Origin of the sequence: Nonomuraea sp. NPDC049758 (genome assembly GCF_040674635.1) — a bacterium.
Classification (GTDB): domain Bacteria; phylum Actinomycetota; class Actinomycetes; order Streptosporangiales; family Streptosporangiaceae; genus Nonomuraea.
In genome coordinates this window covers 376,435-392,090 of sequence record NZ_JBFAMZ010000001.1, presented here as the reverse complement: position 1 = coordinate 392,090, position 15,656 = coordinate 376,435, and the positions used below count along the sequence as shown (strand labels likewise).

The window sequence follows — 15,656 nt, the reverse complement described above, 5'->3', positions numbered from 1 at the left end:
GTCCATGCGGCGATCCGCTGATCGATAAACCTCTCCGGCGGCAAAAGAATCCGGAAAAGCCGGAGGCCCGGCTCCCTTCAGGGGAACCGGGCCTCGGCGATCAATCAGCGGTGGTGCCAGGAGCGGTAGACCTTGACGTAGTCGCGACGGCTCTCGGAGCTGTTGAGCTCGTCGTCACCCTCGAAGACGGCCTTGAACGTGCCGCTCTTCCAGGCGCGGGTCTTGGTCGCGAACTTGCCGCCCCAGGAGGTCTTGGCCGAGGCGACCCACTTCCAGCCGCTGGAGCCGTTGGCGCGGTAGTAGACGCTCACCTTCTCGCCGCGCAGCCCCTCCCAGCCTTCGTCATCGACCTGAAGGCGACCGGAGAAGTAGATCGAGCGGCCCTGACGGACCTTGTAGGGGTCGGCCGTGAAGCGCGTGATGCGGGTGTCGGCCTTGCCCTTCTGGATCTCGACGTTGAAGAACGCGGAGTCGGTGGCGACCTGCTTGTTGTCCTTGTCGAAGGCCACGGCGGTGGCCTTCCACTTGCCGGCGAAGTCGCCCTCGTTGAACGGGACGGCGAAGCGCCAGCCCTCGAGGTCCTTGACGTCCTTGGCACGGAAGGTGCGGACGTCGCTCTCCGGCGACACGCTCAGCGTGACCTTCTGGACGTCGGAGCTGGCCCCGATGTCGAAGTACGCGGTGGTCTCGCTGCCGGCCTTCACCACGACCGGGTTGGGGGTGATGTCACGGATCTTGAGTTCCGTGGCGTGCCTGGTAGCGGTGGCGGAGGCGGCGCCCGCGCCGGAAACCAACATGGCCCCGCCGACGAAGGCGGTGATGATTCCTACTGCGATCTTTCTCATGAGGGTGCTGATTCCTCTCCCCGTATCGACTCGAAGCCGGCGCCGGGGCGCGCCGGCTTCCTCTACTACTTTGAGGCACGAGTTGGGGAAAAGGTTCGCTAAAGATACAGAAAATATTTGATCACGGTCCTAACCAGGACTTATGCGAAAAAATCATTCGGCGTAGTCGTGACCAACTACAGTCTGGCTCATGACGGACGTCTACGCGCTGGGAGAGCCGCTCGGAGTGGTCTCCAGCGGCCGGGTGCGGCACGAGAACGAGGCCAGGCTGGACGTCTGCGGCCCCGAGTTCACCCTGGTGATCGCCCTGTCCAGGCTGGGCCACCGATGCGCGTACGCCGCCCGGGTGGGGGACGACGAGCTGGGCGCCAGGGCGCTGACCGTGCTCAGGGGCGAGGGCGTGGACGTCGAGGACGTGCGGGTGGTCGAAGGGGCGCGGACCGGGATGGTGCTCAGGGAGGCGCGCGTCGGCCGCGAGCCGGTGACCGCCCAGTACCGCACCCGCTCGGCCGGGTCCCGGCTGTCGCCCGGCAACGTGCCGATGGACCGGGTGGGCGCCGCCAAGATGCTGCACGTGACCGGCGTCACGGCGGCCCTGAGCAGGGACGCGCTCGACGCCGTGCACGCCGCCATGAGCGCGGCGCGGACGGCCGGGGTGATGATCTCGTTCTCCGTCGACTACGTGCCCGAGCTGTGGCCCTCGGTCCGGGAGGCCGAGGAGGTGCTCGGCGAGCTGGCCTGCCGGTCCCACCTGCTCTTCCTCGCCCAGGACGAGCTGGACCTGGTCAAGCCCGCGCTCACCCCCGAGCGCGAGGTCGTGGTGGACCGGGGCGCCAAGGGCGCCAGCGTGCGCGCCGACCGCATGCGTTACGACGTGGCCGTCCCGCAGGTGCCCGTCGTGGACATGGCGGGCGCGGGCGAGGCGTTCGCCGCCGGTTACATCAGCGCCGCGCTCGACGGCCTGACGCCGCAGGAACGGCTGCACCGGGGCGCGCTGCTGAGCGCGGCGGCGATGACGAGTGTGAGCGACTGGCAAGGCTTGCCGTCCAGGGCGGAGCTGTAACGCAGAATTTCGCAACGGCTTGACGTGATTGCGCAAACATTTGACTGACTATTGTCGTGCGGCGCCCCGCATTTCCTCCGTCCAATGCGTCGAAATTGCCGGAAAGCCCGTCCTGGGCGGGAGCGGGAAGGGGCGGCGGGGGTTACGTAAGTGATCGCAAGCGCTTGCGCGGTAGGCCGTATAGTTTGCGCATGACGCGACGACTCGCAGAGGTGGCGAAGAAGGTCGGGGTGAGCGAGGCGACGGTCAGCCGCGTGCTCAACGGCAAGCCGGGGGTCTCCGACGCCACCCGCGAGGCCGTGCTGACCGCGCTCGACGTGCTCGGCTACGAGCGTCCCACCCAGTTGCGCGGCGACCGGGCCCGCCTGGTCGGCCTGGTGCTCCCCGAGCTGCAGAACCCGATCTTCCCCGCCTTCGCCGAGGTCGTCGGCGGCGCGCTGGCCCAGCAGGGCTTCACCTCCGTGCTCTGCACCCGCACGGTCGGCGGCGTCTCCGAGGCCGACTACGTCGATCTGCTGCTCCAGCAGCAGGTCAGCGGGGTGGTCTTCGCCGGCGGCCTCTACGCCCAGGCCGACGCCTCGCACGACCACTACGAGCTGCTGCACGAGCGCAAGCTGCCGACCGTTCTGGTCAACGCGGCCGTCGAGCGGCTGGACTTCCCGCAGGTCTCCTGCGACGACGTGGTGGCCGCCGAGATGGCCCTGTCCCACCTGCGCGCGCTCGGCCACGAACGCGTCGGCATGGTGCTCGGCCCGAAGGACCACATGCCCTCCCGGCGCAAGCTGGAGACGTTCCAGGCCCGGGGCGGCGACCCGGGGCTCGTCGAGCACACGATGTTCTCCCTGGAGGGCGGGCACGCGGCCGCGTCCAGGCTGGTCAAGCAGGGCGTGACCGGCGTGATCTGCGCCAGCGACCTGCTCGCGCTCGGCACGGTCAGGGCGGCCAGACGGGCCGGCCTGACCGTGCCGGGGGACGTCTCGGTCATCGGCTTCGACGACTCGGCGCTGATGAACTGCACCGAGCCGCCCCTGACCACGGTCCGCCAGCCGATCGACGCGATGGGCCGGGCCGCCGTCGACCTGCTGGTGGCCCAGATCGACAAGGCCGTGGTGCCCGCCGACGAGCTGCTGTTCGAGCCGGAGCTGGTGGTCAGGGCCTCGACGGCGCGGGCTCGCGGCTGACCTCGCCCTCACGTGCGCCCGGCCCCTCCTTCCCGTACATTCGGGCAAATGTGGATCGAGCGGGCCAGGGGGCTCTACGAACGCGGGATCTACGCAGGGGACGACGCCGCGCTCACCGCGTCCGACCGTGAACTGGATGCGGTCGAGGCCGCGTTGTGCCTGGCCAGGGGCCGGGTCCTGCACGTGCGCTTCGTGCAGGATGGCGAGGCCGACCCGCGCGAGCTGTCGCTGTTCGAACGGGCCGGCGCGCTGTTCAAAGCGGTCGGCGACCGGCGCGGCGAGGGGGAGTCGGCGTTCTGGGAGGGCTGTTACCACCAGGTCGTCGCAGGCGATCTCGACCGCGCGCTGCCCCTCTTCCAGCGTGCCGGGGAACTGGCCGCCGGGACGGGCGACCTGGTCACGCTCGCGGAGGTGCTCAGGCACCAGGGGATCGCGGCCCACCGGTCCGGGCGGCTCGACGAGGCACGCGAGAAGCTGACGGAGTCGTCGCGGCTGCGCCGGGAGCTCGGGTCGCCGGCCGGGGTCGCGTCCAACCAGGTCGGCCTGATCCACATCGCGGTCGCCCAGGGGCGGCACGACGAGGCCCTGGCGCTCGCCGACGAGGCCCGCGCGCTGGCCGGGTCGTGCGGCGCCGACCGCGTCGCCGCCCACGTCGAGGAGGCCCGCGCCACCATCCCGGCCTGACCCGGCCTGACCCGGGGGCCGTGTCACGGGCACAGGCAGCGGACGAACTCCCGTACCAGCGCCGGGCCGGTGCGCCGGTCGGCGGCCAGCCAGAAGTCCCGCATCGGCCCCGCCGTGCGCGGCAGCGCGACGAACGGCTCACCGGCCAGCTCGGCCAGCCCGACCTCCGCCCGCCCGGCCAGCCGGTGCCCGGCGGGCAGCGCCACCCACCGCTCCTCGGTGCTCACCACCGTCCAGTCGTAGACGCCGTCGCCGGGGACGGGCAGCCAGGCGACCGCGACGTCCACCTGCCCGTCGCCCAGCCCCACGGTCGGGTCGGCCCAGGTGATCTGGCGGAAACGCAGCTCCCATCCCGGCAGCGCCTCCACGATGGACGGCACCAGCCCCCGCCCGATCCGCGTCTGGAACCCCACGGTCAGCGTGCGCTCCTCGCGCGCCGAGGCCACCGCGCGCCGCGCGTCCTCCCACTGCTCGATGATCCGCCGGGCCAGCGGCAGCAGCGCGGCCCCGGCGTCGGTCAGCGCGACGGTCCGCCGGTCGCGGTCGAACAGCCTGGCCCGCATGGTCAGCTCAAGCTGCCTGATCTGCCTGCTCAGCGAGGGCTGGGAGATGAACAGCCGCTCGGTGGCCGCCCGCGTGAAGCTCAACTCCTCCGCGACCGCCACGAAATACCGCAGATCCCGGATATGGGCATCCATAGCAAGAAGCTATAACAGCCGGTCTTGGACGCCCGCGACGTCCCCGCCGCACGATGGAGCTCCACCCATGAAGGAGCACGCAATGAGTGAGTTCGCAGGCAGGACCGCGCTGGTCACGGGGGCCTCGCGCGGCATCGGACGGGCCGTGGCGCGCCGCCTGGCCGCCGGCGGCGCCCGTGTGATCGTCCATTACGCCACCAACGACGACCTGGCCAGGGAGACGGTTGCCGAGATCGAGAGCGCCGGCGGACAGGCGTACGCGGTCAAGGCCGCCTTCGAGGACGGCGTGGACGCCCTGTTCGACGGCCTGCGCGACGACCGGCTGGACATCGTGGTGAACAACGCCGCCATCCTGGGCGGAGTGCTGAACTCGGTCACGCCCGAGCAGTTCGACCGGGTGTTCGCGGTGAACGTGCGGGCGCCGTACTTCGTCATCGAACGGGCGCTGCCGCTGCTGAACGACGGCGGCCGGATCATCAACGTGTCCTCGGCGGTCGTGCGCATCGCGCTGCCCGACGTCGTGTACTCCATGACCAAGGGCGCGCTGGACACGCTCGGCTTCACCCTGGCCCCGCTGCTCGGCCCGCGCGGCATCACCGTGAACACCGTCTCCCCGGGCGTCACCGAGACCGACATGAACGCCTGGCTGCGCGAGGACCACGACGGCGTCGCCGAGCGGCGCGTCACCGAGGTCACCGCGCTCGGCCGCATCGGCCGTCCGGAGGACATCGCCGACGCCGTGGCCCTGCTGGCCCGGCCGGACGCCCGGTGGATCACCGGCCACGCGCTAGACGCCACCGGCGGCTACTTCCTCGGCCCGGCGCAGGGCGTCGTGCCAGTCTGAGAACGGGCCTGAGAACGGGCCTGAGAACGGGCCCGGTCAGCGGGCGCCGGGGTCGCGCAGCCAGCCGTCGAGGACGGCGCGGGCGGCGGCCCGCTCCTCGGGGAAGCGCCGCGCCCGGACCAGCGTCCACAGGACGGCCTGCAGGGCCCGCGCCTCGGCGAACACCGCCAGGGCCGGGTCGCCGGGGTCGGCGCCGTAGGCGCGCACGGCCGCGCGGCCGTCGAGCCGCACGGTCCCGAGCAGGCAGGCCAGGTCCCAGCCCACGGGCCCGTACGTGGTCTCCTCGAAGTCGTTCCACAGCAGGCCGGTGGGCGTGACCAGCAGGTTGCCCGGATGGGCGTCGCCGTGCACGGCCTGCCCGCCGTCCGGCAGCCGGGCCGCCAGCCCGGCGCGGGCCTCGGCGAGCCGGGCCGCCACCGCCGGCTCCAGGTCGGCGGAGAGCACCCGGAGCAGGTGCCCGGTCTCGTCGAGGACCGGCCCGAGGCGCGGCAGCGCGCCGGGATAGCCGCGCAGCGCCTCGTGCAGCTCGCGCAGCGCCTGCCCGAACACCTCGGGCGTCACCGGCCGCGACCCGTCGTGCTCGACGTGCCGCCAGAACGACACCAGCGCCCCGCCGCGCTCATGCACCCGCGCGGGCAGCAGGTCGCTCGGCGGCACGACCGGCGCCCCCAGCTCGTGCAGGAACGACACGACCGCCAGCTCCCGCCGCATCGCCTCCTCGGGCCGGCGCCGGGCCAGCGCGGTGACCGTGGGCACCCGCGCCACGACCGGCGCCGGCCGCAGGTGGATCCGCAGGTTGTAGGAGTCCTTCAGCACGACGGGCTCGCGCACCGTGACGCCGTGCTGCTCGGCCACCGCGACGGCGGCGGCCACGGCCTCGCCGGCGGAGATCACCCGGGCGGCTCCGGCGGGCTCAGGCCGACTCACGGACCACCAGCTCGGTCGGCAGGATCACCGGCTCCCGCGAGCCGCCCTCGAACAGGCCGAGCAGCAGCCGGACCATGGCCGCCGCCTGCTCGGCGATCGGATGGCGCAGCGTGGTCAGCGGCGGCTCGGTGTACTTGGCCGCCTCGATGTCGTCGAACCCCACCACCGCGACGTCGTCGGGCACCCGCCGCCCGGCCTGGCGCAGCGCCTGCAGCGCGCCGACCGCCATCAGGTCGTTGCCCACGAACACCGCGTCGAGCGCGGGGTCGTCGCCGAGGAGCTGGCGCATCGCGATCGCGCCCGACTCCCGGGTGAAGTCGCCCACGGCCACGATCGAGCGGCGGTCGGAGTCGCGCAGCACGTTGCGGTAGCCGGTCAGGCGGTCCTGGCCGGCGATCATGTCCTGCGGGCCGGCGATGGTGGCGATCCTGCGCCGCCCGGACTCGACCAGGTGCCGGACGCCCGCCTCGGCCCCGCCCACGTTGTCGTTGTCGACGAACGGGATGTCGACCGGCACGGCCGGCCGCCCGTAGGAGACCACGGGCACGCGCAGGCGCGACAGCGCGGCCGGCAGCGGGTCGGCGCCGTGCATGGAGATCAGCATGACGCCGTCGACGTGACCGCCCGAGATGTACCGCTCCACCCGGGCGTGGCTCTTGGGCGAGGAGGCCAGCATCAGCACGACCTGCTTGTTGACCGCCTCCAGCTCGTAGCTGGCCGACCTGATCGCCGTGGAGAACATCGGGTCCTCGGAGAAGACCCGGGTGCCCGGCTCGCTGACGACCAGCGCGACCGAGTCGGTGCGCTGGGTGACCAGGCTGCGCGCCGCCGAGTTGGGGATGTAGCCCAGCTCGTCGATCGCGCGCTGCACGGCGTCGCGGATGTGCGGCGCGACGGTCGTCTGGTTGTTGACGACCCTGGAGGCGGTCGCGCGGGAGACGCCCGCGCGGGCGGCGACCGCCTCCAGCGTCGGGCGTCTCATGACTGCACCAAGAGGGAGAGCACGGAAAAAATCTACAGGCCGTTCCTGCTGATCACGTCGCGGTACCACAGGGCGCTGTCCTTGGGCACCCGGGTCTGCGTCGCGTAGTCCACGTGCACGATGCCGAACCTGCGCCGGTAGCCCTCGGCCCACTCGAAGTTGTCCAGCAACGACCACACCAGGTAACCGCGCAGGTCGGCGCCCGCCTCGACGGCCCGGTGCAGCTCGCGCAGATGCCCGTCCAGGTACGCCACGCGCTCGTCGTCGTGCACCCGGCCGTCCTCGACCAGGTCCTCGAAGGCCGCGCCGTTCTCGGTGACCATGAGCCCGACCTGCGGATAGTCCTTCGAGAGCCGGACGAGCAGCCGGGACAGGCCGTCGGGCACGATCGGCCAGCCCATCGCGGTGACCGGGGCGTCCGCCGTGGTGAAGCGCACGCCGTCGGAGCCGGGCCAGGCGGCGTCGGCGGGCAGCCCCGGGCCGGACTCGACCACGCACGGGTTGTAGTAGTTGACGCCGACCAGGTCGATCGGCGCGTTGATCAGCTCCAGGTCGCCGTCGTGGACGTGCGCGGTCCCGCCGTTGCGCGCCGCCGCCGCCAGGACCTCCTCCGGGTACCTGCCGTGCACCGCCGGGTCGAGGAACTGCCTGGTCAGCAGGGCGTGGACGCGTTCGGCGGCGGCCGCGTCCGCCTCGCCGGCCACCGCCGTGGGGTCGTTGACCTGGGCCGGGGTGAGCACCGGCGCGGAGTTGACCACGAGCATGATGCTGCGCGCCCCCGCCGCCCGCAGCCGGCTCGCCGCCAGGCCGTGGCCGAGCATCAGGTGGTGGGCCGCGCGCATGGCCTGGCCCGGGTCGCGGCGGCCGGGCGCGTGCACGCCGTTGCCGTAGCCGAGGAAGGCCGACACCCAGGGCTCGTTGAGCGTCGTCCAGTGGGTCACCCGGTCGCCGAGCCGGTCGTGCACGGCCTGGGCGTAGTCGGCGAAACGGTAGGCCGTGTCGCGGTTCGTCCAGCCGCCGTGGTCTTCGAGGGCTTGGGGAAGGTCCCAGTGATAAAGCGTGACGTAGGGCGAAATTTCGGCGGCTAGTAGTTCATCTACGAGCTTGTCGTAGAAGGCGAGGCCGCGCGGGTTGATCGCCCCCGCCCCCTCCGGCTGCACGCGCGGCCACGCCACCGAGAACCGGTAGGCCCGCAGCCGCAGCTCGCGCATCAGCGCGACGTCGTCCTGGTAGCGGTGGTAGTGGTCGCAGGCCACGTCACCGGTGTCGCCGTCGGCGACCTTCCCGGGGGTGTGGGAGAAGGTGTCCCAGATCGAGCGGCCGCGCCCGTCCTCCTTGACCGCCCCCTCGATCTGGTAAGAGGCCGTGGCGGCTCCCCAGACGAATTCCTCGGGAAACTTCATCCCTTAACAGCTCCTTGCATGATTCCGCCGATGATTTGCCTGCCGAACAGGGCGAAGACCGCCACGAGCGGCAGGACGCCGACCGCCGTGCCCGCCAGGCCCAGCACGTAGTCGTTGACGTAACCGCTGGCCAGCGTGGACAGAGCCACCTGGACGGTCGGGTTGTCCGGGTTCAGCACGACCAGCGGCCAGAAGTAGTCGTTCCACGCCGACATGAACGTCAGCATGCCGAGCACGGCCGCCGCCGGCCGCGCGGCAGGCAGCACGACGTGCCAGAACAGGCCCCACGTCGTGCACCCGTCCACCCGCCCGGCCTCCAGCAGCTCGTCCGGCAGCGCCCGGGTCAGGTACTGGGTCATGAAGAACACCCCGAACGCGTTGACCAGCGCCGGCACGATGAGCGCGTAGTCCGTGCCGGTCCACTCCAGTTTCACCATGAGCAGGTAGAGCGGGATGATGCCGAGCTGGGCCGGGACCATCATGGTGGCCACGGTGATCACCAGCATGGCGTTCCTGCCCCGGAACCTCAGCTTGGCGAAGGCGAACCCGGCCAGCGTCGAGAAGAACATCACCGCGACCGCGATGGAGCCCGCCACGATGACCGAGTTCAGCAGCGCAAGCCCGAAGGGCACGGTGTCGAACACGCGGGCGACGTTGGCGAGGAAGTTCCCGCCGGGCAGCAGCGGCGGCGGGACCTCGGCCAGCGCCGAGTTGTGCCGCGAGGCCACCACGACGCTGTAGTAGAGCGGGAAGGCGGAGAAGAAGGCGACCGCGATGAGGGTCAGGTAGCGCAGTCTCATGTCGTGCCGCCCTTCACCCGGCGGCTGATCAGGAAGTTGATCCCGGCGGCGACCACCACGACCAGGAACATCAGCCAGGACGCCGCCGAGGCGTACCCGAAGTCGAACTTGGTGAAGCCCTGCTCGTAGACGAACAGCGCGAGCGTCTGGTACTGGCGGTCCGGGCCGCCGCTGGCCGCGCCGCCGCCCGCGCCGCTGCTCTGGCCGAACAGCAGGGGCTCGGCGATGATCTGCATCGCGCCGATCGTGGAGACGATGACGACGAAGATGATCGTGGGCCGGATCATCGGGATGGTGATCCGGCGCAGCTGGGTGAAGCTGCTCGCGCCGTCGAGGGTGGCGGCCTCGTACAGCTCGCGCGGTACGGCCTGCATGGCGGCCAGGAAGATGAGCGCGTTGTAGCCGGTCCAGCGCCACATGATCATCACGGAGAGGGCGATGTGCGAGGTCGCGGTGCCGGCCGCCCAGTCGATCTTCCCGATGCCGACCCACGACAGCACCCAGTTGATCAGCCCGAAGTCGCGGCCGAAGAGCTGGCTGAAGATCACCACCACGGCCACCACGCTGGTGACGTTGGGCAGCAGCATCGAGATGCGCAGCAACGTCTGGAAGCGCAGCCGCCGGTTCAGCAGATGGGCCAGCCAGACGGCCAGCAGCAGCTGCGGCACGGTGGACAGCGCGCCGATGGACAGCGTGTTGAAGGTGGCGTTCCAGAAGTAGCCGTCGGCCAGCAGCGTCTGGAAGTTCTTCGCGCCGACGAACGTGTGCTCCTCCGACAGCAGGGTCCAGTCGTGCAGGCTGACCCAGGCCGTGTAGATCAGCGGGAACAGCCCGAAGGCGCAGAAGAGCAGGAAGAAGGGGGCGACGTAGGCGTACGGCGACACCCTCACGTCGAGGGTGTGCCGCACGCCACGCCGCCGGTGCCGGGTCGGCGCCGACAGCGGGAGCGTACTCATTTGATCTTCTGGACGTCCTGGAGGACCTGTGCCCACGCCTCGTCGGGCGTCTGCTTGCCCTGCTCGACCCGGCCCAGCCCGTTGCCGATCGCCACCCGGACGTCGGCCTCCTTGGGGCCGAGGTGCTGCGGCTTGAGCGCCTTGGCGGCGTCGGAGTAGATCTTGCCGATGGGGGCGTCACCGAAGAACGGCTTGGTGAAGTTCTGGATCGAGGGGTCGTCGTACAGCGCCGGGATCGACGGGAACGTGCCCTCCTCCTTGAACACCTTGGCCTGGTTCTCCTTGGAGGTCAGGAAGTCGATCAGCTCGGCCGCCTCCTTCGGGTGCTTGCTCTGCTTGGGCACCATCAGGTGCGAGCCGCCGCTGTTGCCCGAACCGCCCGGCACGGTCGCGATGTCCCACTTGCCGGAGGCGTCCTTGGCCTGCTCCTGGATGAACCCGGTCATCCAGGCCGGGCAGATGATCGTGGCGAACGAGCCCTTGGCGAAGCCGGTGTTCCACGGCGGGGTGAAGGCGGCCAGCTTGGCGGTCAGGCCCTCCTGGGTGAGCTGGTTGGACAGGTCCCACGCCTTCTTCACGTCGGGGTTGCTGTCCACGATGATCTGGTCCTGGGCGTCGTACAGGCCGACCGGGGCCTGGTTGACCATGGCGCGGAAGATCTCGCCGGGGGAGTCGACGAACTTGGCGCCGGCGACGTTCGCGGCGCCGAACTTCTTGCCGGTCTCGATGTACTGCTCCCAGGTCGGCCAGAGGGCGCTCACCGCGGCCCGGTCGCTCGGCAGCCCGGCCTTCTTGAACAGGTCCTTGCGGTAGCACATGGCCAGGCCGCCGACGTCGGTGCCGAGGCCGAGGAGCTGCTGCCCGTCCTTGCTGAGGCCCTGCTGCCACTTCCAGTCGAGGTAGTCGCCCTGGCGTTTGTCCAGCCCGTACTGCTTGAGGTCGACGAACTTGCCGGGCTGGGAGGTGAACGTGCTGATGTAGCCCACCTCGACGGCCTCGACGTCACCCGCGCCGGCGTTCGTGGCCAGGCGCTTGACCAGGTTGTTGTGGTGGTCGTTGAACTGGGTGACGGCCTCGGTGATCTCGATGTTCGGGTGGGTCTTCTTGTACTCCTCGTAGAGCGGCTTGAAGCCGAAGTCGCCGAAGAGGCCGATGGACAGCTTGATCTTCTCGCCGGGCTTGGCGCTCGCCTCGGTGGTGGGGCCGCCGCCGCCACCGCAGGCCGTCGCCAGCGCGAGCAGGGACGCGGTGAGCACGGGCAGGGCGAGCCGCCGGACACGAGGGGTCATGGAAACCCTCCTGGGGGAGAACGGGGGATGTGAGAGAGCGCTCTCTCGCCAGATTCGCGGCCGTTACGCCGCCCTGTCAACGGGGTCCGCATAACGATCGGTGTTACCAAGAGAGCGCGTTCAGAGCCGGTCGAGGGCGAGTGGGGTAGGGTGCTGCAACGTCCCGACCGGATCGAGGAGCAGCCCGCCTTGACGAGCGATCTTCCGCCCGAGACCCTGCCGGTTCCGCGCCCCGGCGCGACCGTCACGCCCGTCGTCACCCGGCTCGACGACGAGCACGACACGGTCACGTTCCTGTGGCACGGCCCCGCCCGCGAGGTGCGCGTCCTGGCCGGCAGGCTGCGTCCCGACGGCGACGACGCCCTGCTGGAGCGCGGGCCGGGCCTGTGGAGCCGCACGTTCCGGGTGCGGCGCGGCTGGCGTGCCTCCTACCAGCTCCAGGTGGACGGCGCGCAGGTCGCCGACCCGCTCAACCCTCGCCTGTGGCGGGGCTTCTCGATCGCCGAGACGACCCCGTCCTCACCGTGGCTGGTCCCCGGCCGGCGCCGCCACCGGCTCGTCCGCGAGCCCGCCGGGTTCCGGTACGAGCCCGCGCTCCCGCCGGTCGGCTCGCTGGTCGCGCTCGACGGCGAGGAGTGGACCGAGGACCTGCCCGTCATCCTCGACAACCTCATCGCGGCCGGCCGCATCCCGCCGGTGCGGGCCTGGCTGGTCGAGTCGGGCGCCGAGCGCACGGCCCGGCTCACCTGCGACCCCGGTTTCGTGGACGCCCTGCCCCACGACGGCTTCACCGTGATCGCCGGTCAGAGCCTCGGCGGGCTCACCGCCGTCTACGCCGCCCACCGGCATCCCGGCAGGTTCGCGGCGGCGGTGTCGCAGTCGGGCTCGTTCTGGTGGCCGGACGGCCCCGAGCCCGAATGGCTGACGGGCGAGCTGGCCAGGGGCCCGATGCCGCGCGTGCACCTCCAGCTCGGCAGCCTGGAGGACGACGACATGCATGGCCCGACCGAGCGGCTGCGGGCCGTCCTGGGCGCGGCGGCGGACTACCGCGAGTTCGACGGCGGCCACGACCGCTACTGCTGGCGCGACCGCCTGGGGGACGCCCTGATCGCCGCCTTCGCCGGGCTCCGGGGCGCTACGTCCGGCGGCTGAGCACGCGGCCCACCATGCGGGCGTACATGCGGCCGGGGCTCGGGGCCTCGGTCAGGAAACCGGGGAGCATCGGCAGCTCGACGGCGAAGGGGGCCAGCCGCTCGTACAGCTCGTCGGCGTCGGCCGGACGGTTCTCCGGCTGCTTCTCCAGCAGCTCGGCCAGGAGCGCGCCCAGCTCGTCGGGAAGCCCGGGGATGGCCGGCGGACGCTCCTTGACCTGCTGCTCGAACACCACGTAGTCGGTCGGCCCGGTGAAGAGCTGCCGCCCGGTCAGCATCTCGTGCAGAACGCAGCCGAGCGAGTAAAGGTCGCTGCGCGGCTCGGCCACGCCGTGCTGGATCTGCTCGGGGGCCATGTACGCCGGCGTGCCGAGGATCTGGCCGATGCGGGTGAACGTGGTGACGTCGGCGTCCCGCAGCAGCGCCAGCCCGAAGTCGAGCACCTTGACGCTGCCGTCGGGGCAGAGCATGAGGTTGGTCGGCTTGAGGTCGCGGTGGCAGATCGCCAGGGCGTGGGCCGCCGACAACACCGCGCACGCCTGGGCCGCGATGGCCGCCGCCCACGGCACCGGCAGCGGGCCGTGCTCGCTGACCACGTCGGCCACGGTGACGCCCTCGATGAACTGCATCACCTGGTAGAGCCGCTGCTCGTGGGTGCCGAAGTCGTAGAGCACGGGCGCGCCCGGATGCTCCAGCCTGGCCAGGATGCGCGCCTCGCGGATGAAGCGGCGTTCCAGCTCGTGGTCGGGGCCGCTCGGCAGCCTGAGCAGCTTCACCGCCACCCTGCGGTCGAGGTGGCGGTCGTGGCCCGCGTAGACGGCGCCCATCCCGCCCTGCCCGAGGGGGAGGTCGTCGAGCTCATAGCGGTCGCCGATGACCATTCGCCCCTCCACGCAGCCTTTCGGGAAAAACTACACCGTCAGGACTGCGGGTGCAGATGGCCGTCGGCCAGCCCGTCGAGGCCGAGCCTGATCAGCGTGCGGCCGAGGGTCGAGGTCTCGCGCAGCGCGTCCTCCAGCACGGCCAGTTGCCTGAACGCCTCCCCGTACGCCTTCTGCTCCTTCAGCGACAACCGTGGCACGCGGGTGCGGCGCACGTCGAACCTGCTGGACCCGGTGGTCACCCGGCCGCCCGCGGCCCGCAGGAAGCCGGCCAGGAAGTCGGGGTCGAGCCGACGGGCGTCGACCCGGTAGAGGGTCAGGTGGGGGCCGAGCACCGCGCCGCCCTCGGCGATCACCCGCACCCCGGAGTAGGAGGCCACCACGTCGCCCGGACGGATCACGACCAGGCCGGGCTGCATGGTGGTCAGGCCGGAGGGCGCGCCGCCGCTCAGCACGTCGTCGGCCGTGAGCACGGCCACGTCGCCCCCGTCGGCGGCCATCTTGGGCGGCGCCTGGGACGTGCTCACCAGGCCCTCCTTGATCAGGTCGCCCAGCGTCGTGGACGGCTGGTCGAGCGGCTGGTCGAGCACCTTCAGGTCGGGCGGGACGGCCGCGGCGGCCAGGAACCGGTCGCGGGCCTGCGCGAAGGCCCGGCCGACGTCGTCGCGGCGCTGGTGGCGGGCCGGGGTCATGTCGACCTCGTCGGCCAGCAGGTCGATGATGCGCACGGTCTGGTCGGAGCGGTCGTCGAGGTAGGCCAGCCAGGCGGCCTCGACCGGCGCCAGGTCGGCCGTCGCGTCGAGGATGAGCACCTCCGACGGCGGCCGCTCGCCCGCCCTCGGCCGGCGCAGCAGCCACAGGTCGGAGCCGGGCAGCGCCACCACCGCGCGCAGCGCTCCGGCGCGCAGCAGGTTGGCCCTGATCCGGCGGCCCGCCTTGCGGCTCGCGGCGGCCGGCGGCATGAGCACGGCGACCAGGCCGCCGGGCCGGACGTGGGTGAGGCAGTGCTGGACCCAGGCCAGCTCGGGCTCGCCGCGCGGCGGCAGGCCGTGCTCCCAGCGGGGGTCGCCGGTCAGCTCCTCGTAACCCCAGGCCCGCTCGTTGAACGGCGGATCGCACACCACGGCGTCGGCCTTGAGCTCGGGGAAGCCGTCGAGCCGCATGGAGTCGCCGGCCACGATGTCGGCCTGGATGCCGCGCAGCCGCAGGCGGGCGGCTGTGATGGCGGCCGAGGTCTCGCTGAGCTCCTGCCCGAGCACCCGGGCGGGCCGGCCCGGCGGCGGGTCGTCGCCCGCGGCGGGCGCGGGGTCGCCGGGAACGGCTCCGGATCGTTCCGCCCCGCCGGGAAGCGCGGCGGGAAGCGCGGCGGCCGGCGGCAGGAGCAGGGTGCCGACCCCGCAGGCCGGGTCGAGGACGGTGGCGCCCTCGACGCGGACCAGCCGCAGCATCAGTTCGGCCACGTCGTGGCGGGTGACCGAGAGCTGGCGGGAGTGGGCCTCCAGGTAACGCTCGCAGAGGAACTCGTAGGCCGTCAGCGCGCCGTGGCGCTCGGCCAGCTCCGACACGAGCCCGGCGAGCTCGGGCTCCAGCTCGCTCTTCCCGCTGGTCAGCAACGTTCCAGCCTGGGCGACCAGATGGCCCAGCCGCAGATCGCCGGCGGCTTTCAGGCGTTGCCACACCCGATCTCCCAGCGAGACCTGGTAGGACTTCCCATAGCGGCGCAGCCAGGACTCGACCTGCCGCAGCGAGAACAGCGGCTGGTTCGCGGTTCCGCCGATCGGCTGGGGGAAGTCGTCGTGGCGGCGGCGCCAGTTGCTCACCGCGGCACGCCCGACACCGGCGAGCCGGGCGATGTCCCCGGCGTTCACGGTCGGGTCGTGGCTCATGAAGGCCACAGTAGTTCACAAGAGTCTTCAGCGCATCTGCTTGTGAAGTCTTTCAACCAATGATTT

General features: G+C 71.6%; 15 protein-coding genes. 5 read left to right on the top strand and 10 right to left on the bottom strand.

Features of this window, described 5'->3' with window-relative positions:
• Positions 1 to 104: 104 nt before the first annotated feature.
• Positions 105 to 845 carry a hypothetical protein gene (locus AB0J46_RS01815; protein ID WP_364325011.1) on the bottom strand — a complete coding sequence of 247 codons (741 nt, stop codon included), beginning with the start codon at positions 843 to 845 and terminating at the stop codon, positions 105 to 107.
• Positions 846 to 1,035: 190 nt separating this feature from the next.
• On the opposite strand from AB0J46_RS01815, the gene AB0J46_RS01810 reads away from it, so the two are divergent.
• From AB0J46_RS01810 to AB0J46_RS01800, 3 genes are all read left to right on the top strand, one after another.
• A complete protein-coding gene (locus AB0J46_RS01810) occupies positions 1,036 to 1,908 on the top strand; it encodes a PfkB family carbohydrate kinase (protein ID WP_364325008.1) in 873 nt (290 codons plus the stop codon).
• A 191-nt stretch (positions 1,909 to 2,099) separates the two neighbouring features.
• On the top strand, positions 2,100 to 3,089 hold the full coding sequence (locus tag AB0J46_RS01805) for a LacI family DNA-binding transcriptional regulator (RefSeq protein ID WP_364325005.1): 990 nt from the start codon (positions 2,100 to 2,102) through the stop codon (positions 3,087 to 3,089).
• Positions 3,090 to 3,137: 48 nt separating this feature from the next.
• Positions 3,138 to 3,773, top strand: coding sequence for a hypothetical protein (locus tag AB0J46_RS01800; RefSeq protein ID WP_364325002.1), 636 nt, complete (start codon positions 3,138 to 3,140; stop codon positions 3,771 to 3,773).
• A gap of 23 nt (positions 3,774 to 3,796) precedes the next feature.
• On the opposite strand, the gene AB0J46_RS01795 is transcribed toward AB0J46_RS01800, so the two are convergent.
• Positions 3,797 to 4,471, bottom strand: a complete 675-nt coding sequence (locus AB0J46_RS01795) for a LysR family transcriptional regulator (protein ID WP_364324999.1) — start codon at positions 4,469 to 4,471, stop codon at positions 3,797 to 3,799.
• A gap of 82 nt (positions 4,472 to 4,553) precedes the next feature.
• Between AB0J46_RS01795 and AB0J46_RS01790 the strand changes: the two genes are divergently transcribed.
• On the top strand, positions 4,554 to 5,315 hold the full coding sequence (locus tag AB0J46_RS01790) for an SDR family oxidoreductase (RefSeq protein WP_364324996.1): 762 nt from the start codon (positions 4,554 to 4,556) through the stop codon (positions 5,313 to 5,315).
• A gap of 36 nt (positions 5,316 to 5,351) precedes the next feature.
• On the opposite strand, the gene AB0J46_RS01785 is transcribed toward AB0J46_RS01790, so the two are convergent.
• Genes AB0J46_RS01785 through AB0J46_RS01760 form a run of 6 tightly spaced genes read right to left on the bottom strand, consistent with a single transcriptional unit; the run spans position 5,352 to position 11,672 of the window.
• Positions 5,352 to 6,242 carry an aminoglycoside phosphotransferase family protein gene (locus tag AB0J46_RS01785; RefSeq protein ID WP_364324993.1) on the bottom strand — a complete coding sequence of 297 codons (891 nt, stop codon included), beginning with the start codon at positions 6,240 to 6,242 and terminating at the stop codon, positions 5,352 to 5,354.
• The gene (locus AB0J46_RS01780; protein WP_358283308.1) at positions 6,229 to 7,224 is read right to left on the bottom strand and encodes a LacI family DNA-binding transcriptional regulator; all 996 of its coding nucleotides are present in this window, start codon (positions 7,222 to 7,224) and stop codon (positions 6,229 to 6,231) included. Before AB0J46_RS01780 ends, AB0J46_RS01785 begins: the two co-directional genes overlap by 14 nt.
• Before the next feature lie 32 nt (positions 7,225 to 7,256).
• Positions 7,257 to 8,627 carry a GH1 family beta-glucosidase gene (locus tag AB0J46_RS01775; protein ID WP_364324990.1) on the bottom strand — a complete coding sequence of 457 codons (1,371 nt, stop codon included), beginning with the start codon at positions 8,625 to 8,627 and terminating at the stop codon, positions 7,257 to 7,259.
• Positions 8,624 to 9,427, bottom strand: coding sequence for a carbohydrate ABC transporter permease (locus AB0J46_RS01770; protein ID WP_352349853.1), 804 nt, complete (start codon positions 9,425 to 9,427; stop codon positions 8,624 to 8,626). The genes AB0J46_RS01775 and AB0J46_RS01770 overlap by 4 nt, the downstream gene beginning before the upstream one ends.
• Entirely contained in the window at positions 9,424 to 10,383 is a 960-nt protein-coding gene (locus AB0J46_RS01765; protein ID WP_364324987.1) for a sugar ABC transporter permease, read from the bottom strand. Before AB0J46_RS01765 ends, AB0J46_RS01770 begins: the two co-directional genes overlap by 4 nt.
• Positions 10,380 to 11,672 (bottom strand): extracellular solute-binding protein, encoded by a 1,293-nt coding sequence (locus AB0J46_RS01760; RefSeq protein WP_364324984.1) that lies wholly within the window; start codon positions 11,670 to 11,672, stop codon positions 10,380 to 10,382. Before AB0J46_RS01760 ends, AB0J46_RS01765 begins: the two co-directional genes overlap by 4 nt.
• A gap of 189 nt (positions 11,673 to 11,861) precedes the next feature.
• On the opposite strand from AB0J46_RS01760, the gene AB0J46_RS01755 reads away from it, so the two are divergent.
• Positions 11,862 to 12,824 carry an alpha/beta hydrolase-fold protein gene (locus AB0J46_RS01755; RefSeq protein WP_364324981.1) on the top strand — a complete coding sequence of 321 codons (963 nt, stop codon included), beginning with the start codon at positions 11,862 to 11,864 and terminating at the stop codon, positions 12,822 to 12,824.
• On the opposite strand, the gene AB0J46_RS01750 is transcribed toward AB0J46_RS01755, so the two are convergent.
• Positions 12,808 to 13,704: a serine/threonine-protein kinase gene (locus AB0J46_RS01750; protein WP_364324978.1), complete on the bottom strand. Its 897-nt coding sequence runs from the start codon at positions 13,702 to 13,704 to the stop codon at positions 12,808 to 12,810. The genes AB0J46_RS01755 and AB0J46_RS01750 overlap by 17 nt on opposite strands.
• 38 nt (positions 13,705 to 13,742) lie before the next feature.
• Positions 13,743 to 15,590, bottom strand: coding sequence for an N-6 DNA methylase (locus AB0J46_RS01745; RefSeq protein WP_364324975.1), 1,848 nt, complete (start codon positions 15,588 to 15,590; stop codon positions 13,743 to 13,745).
• Positions 15,591 to 15,656 lie beyond the last annotated feature (66 nt).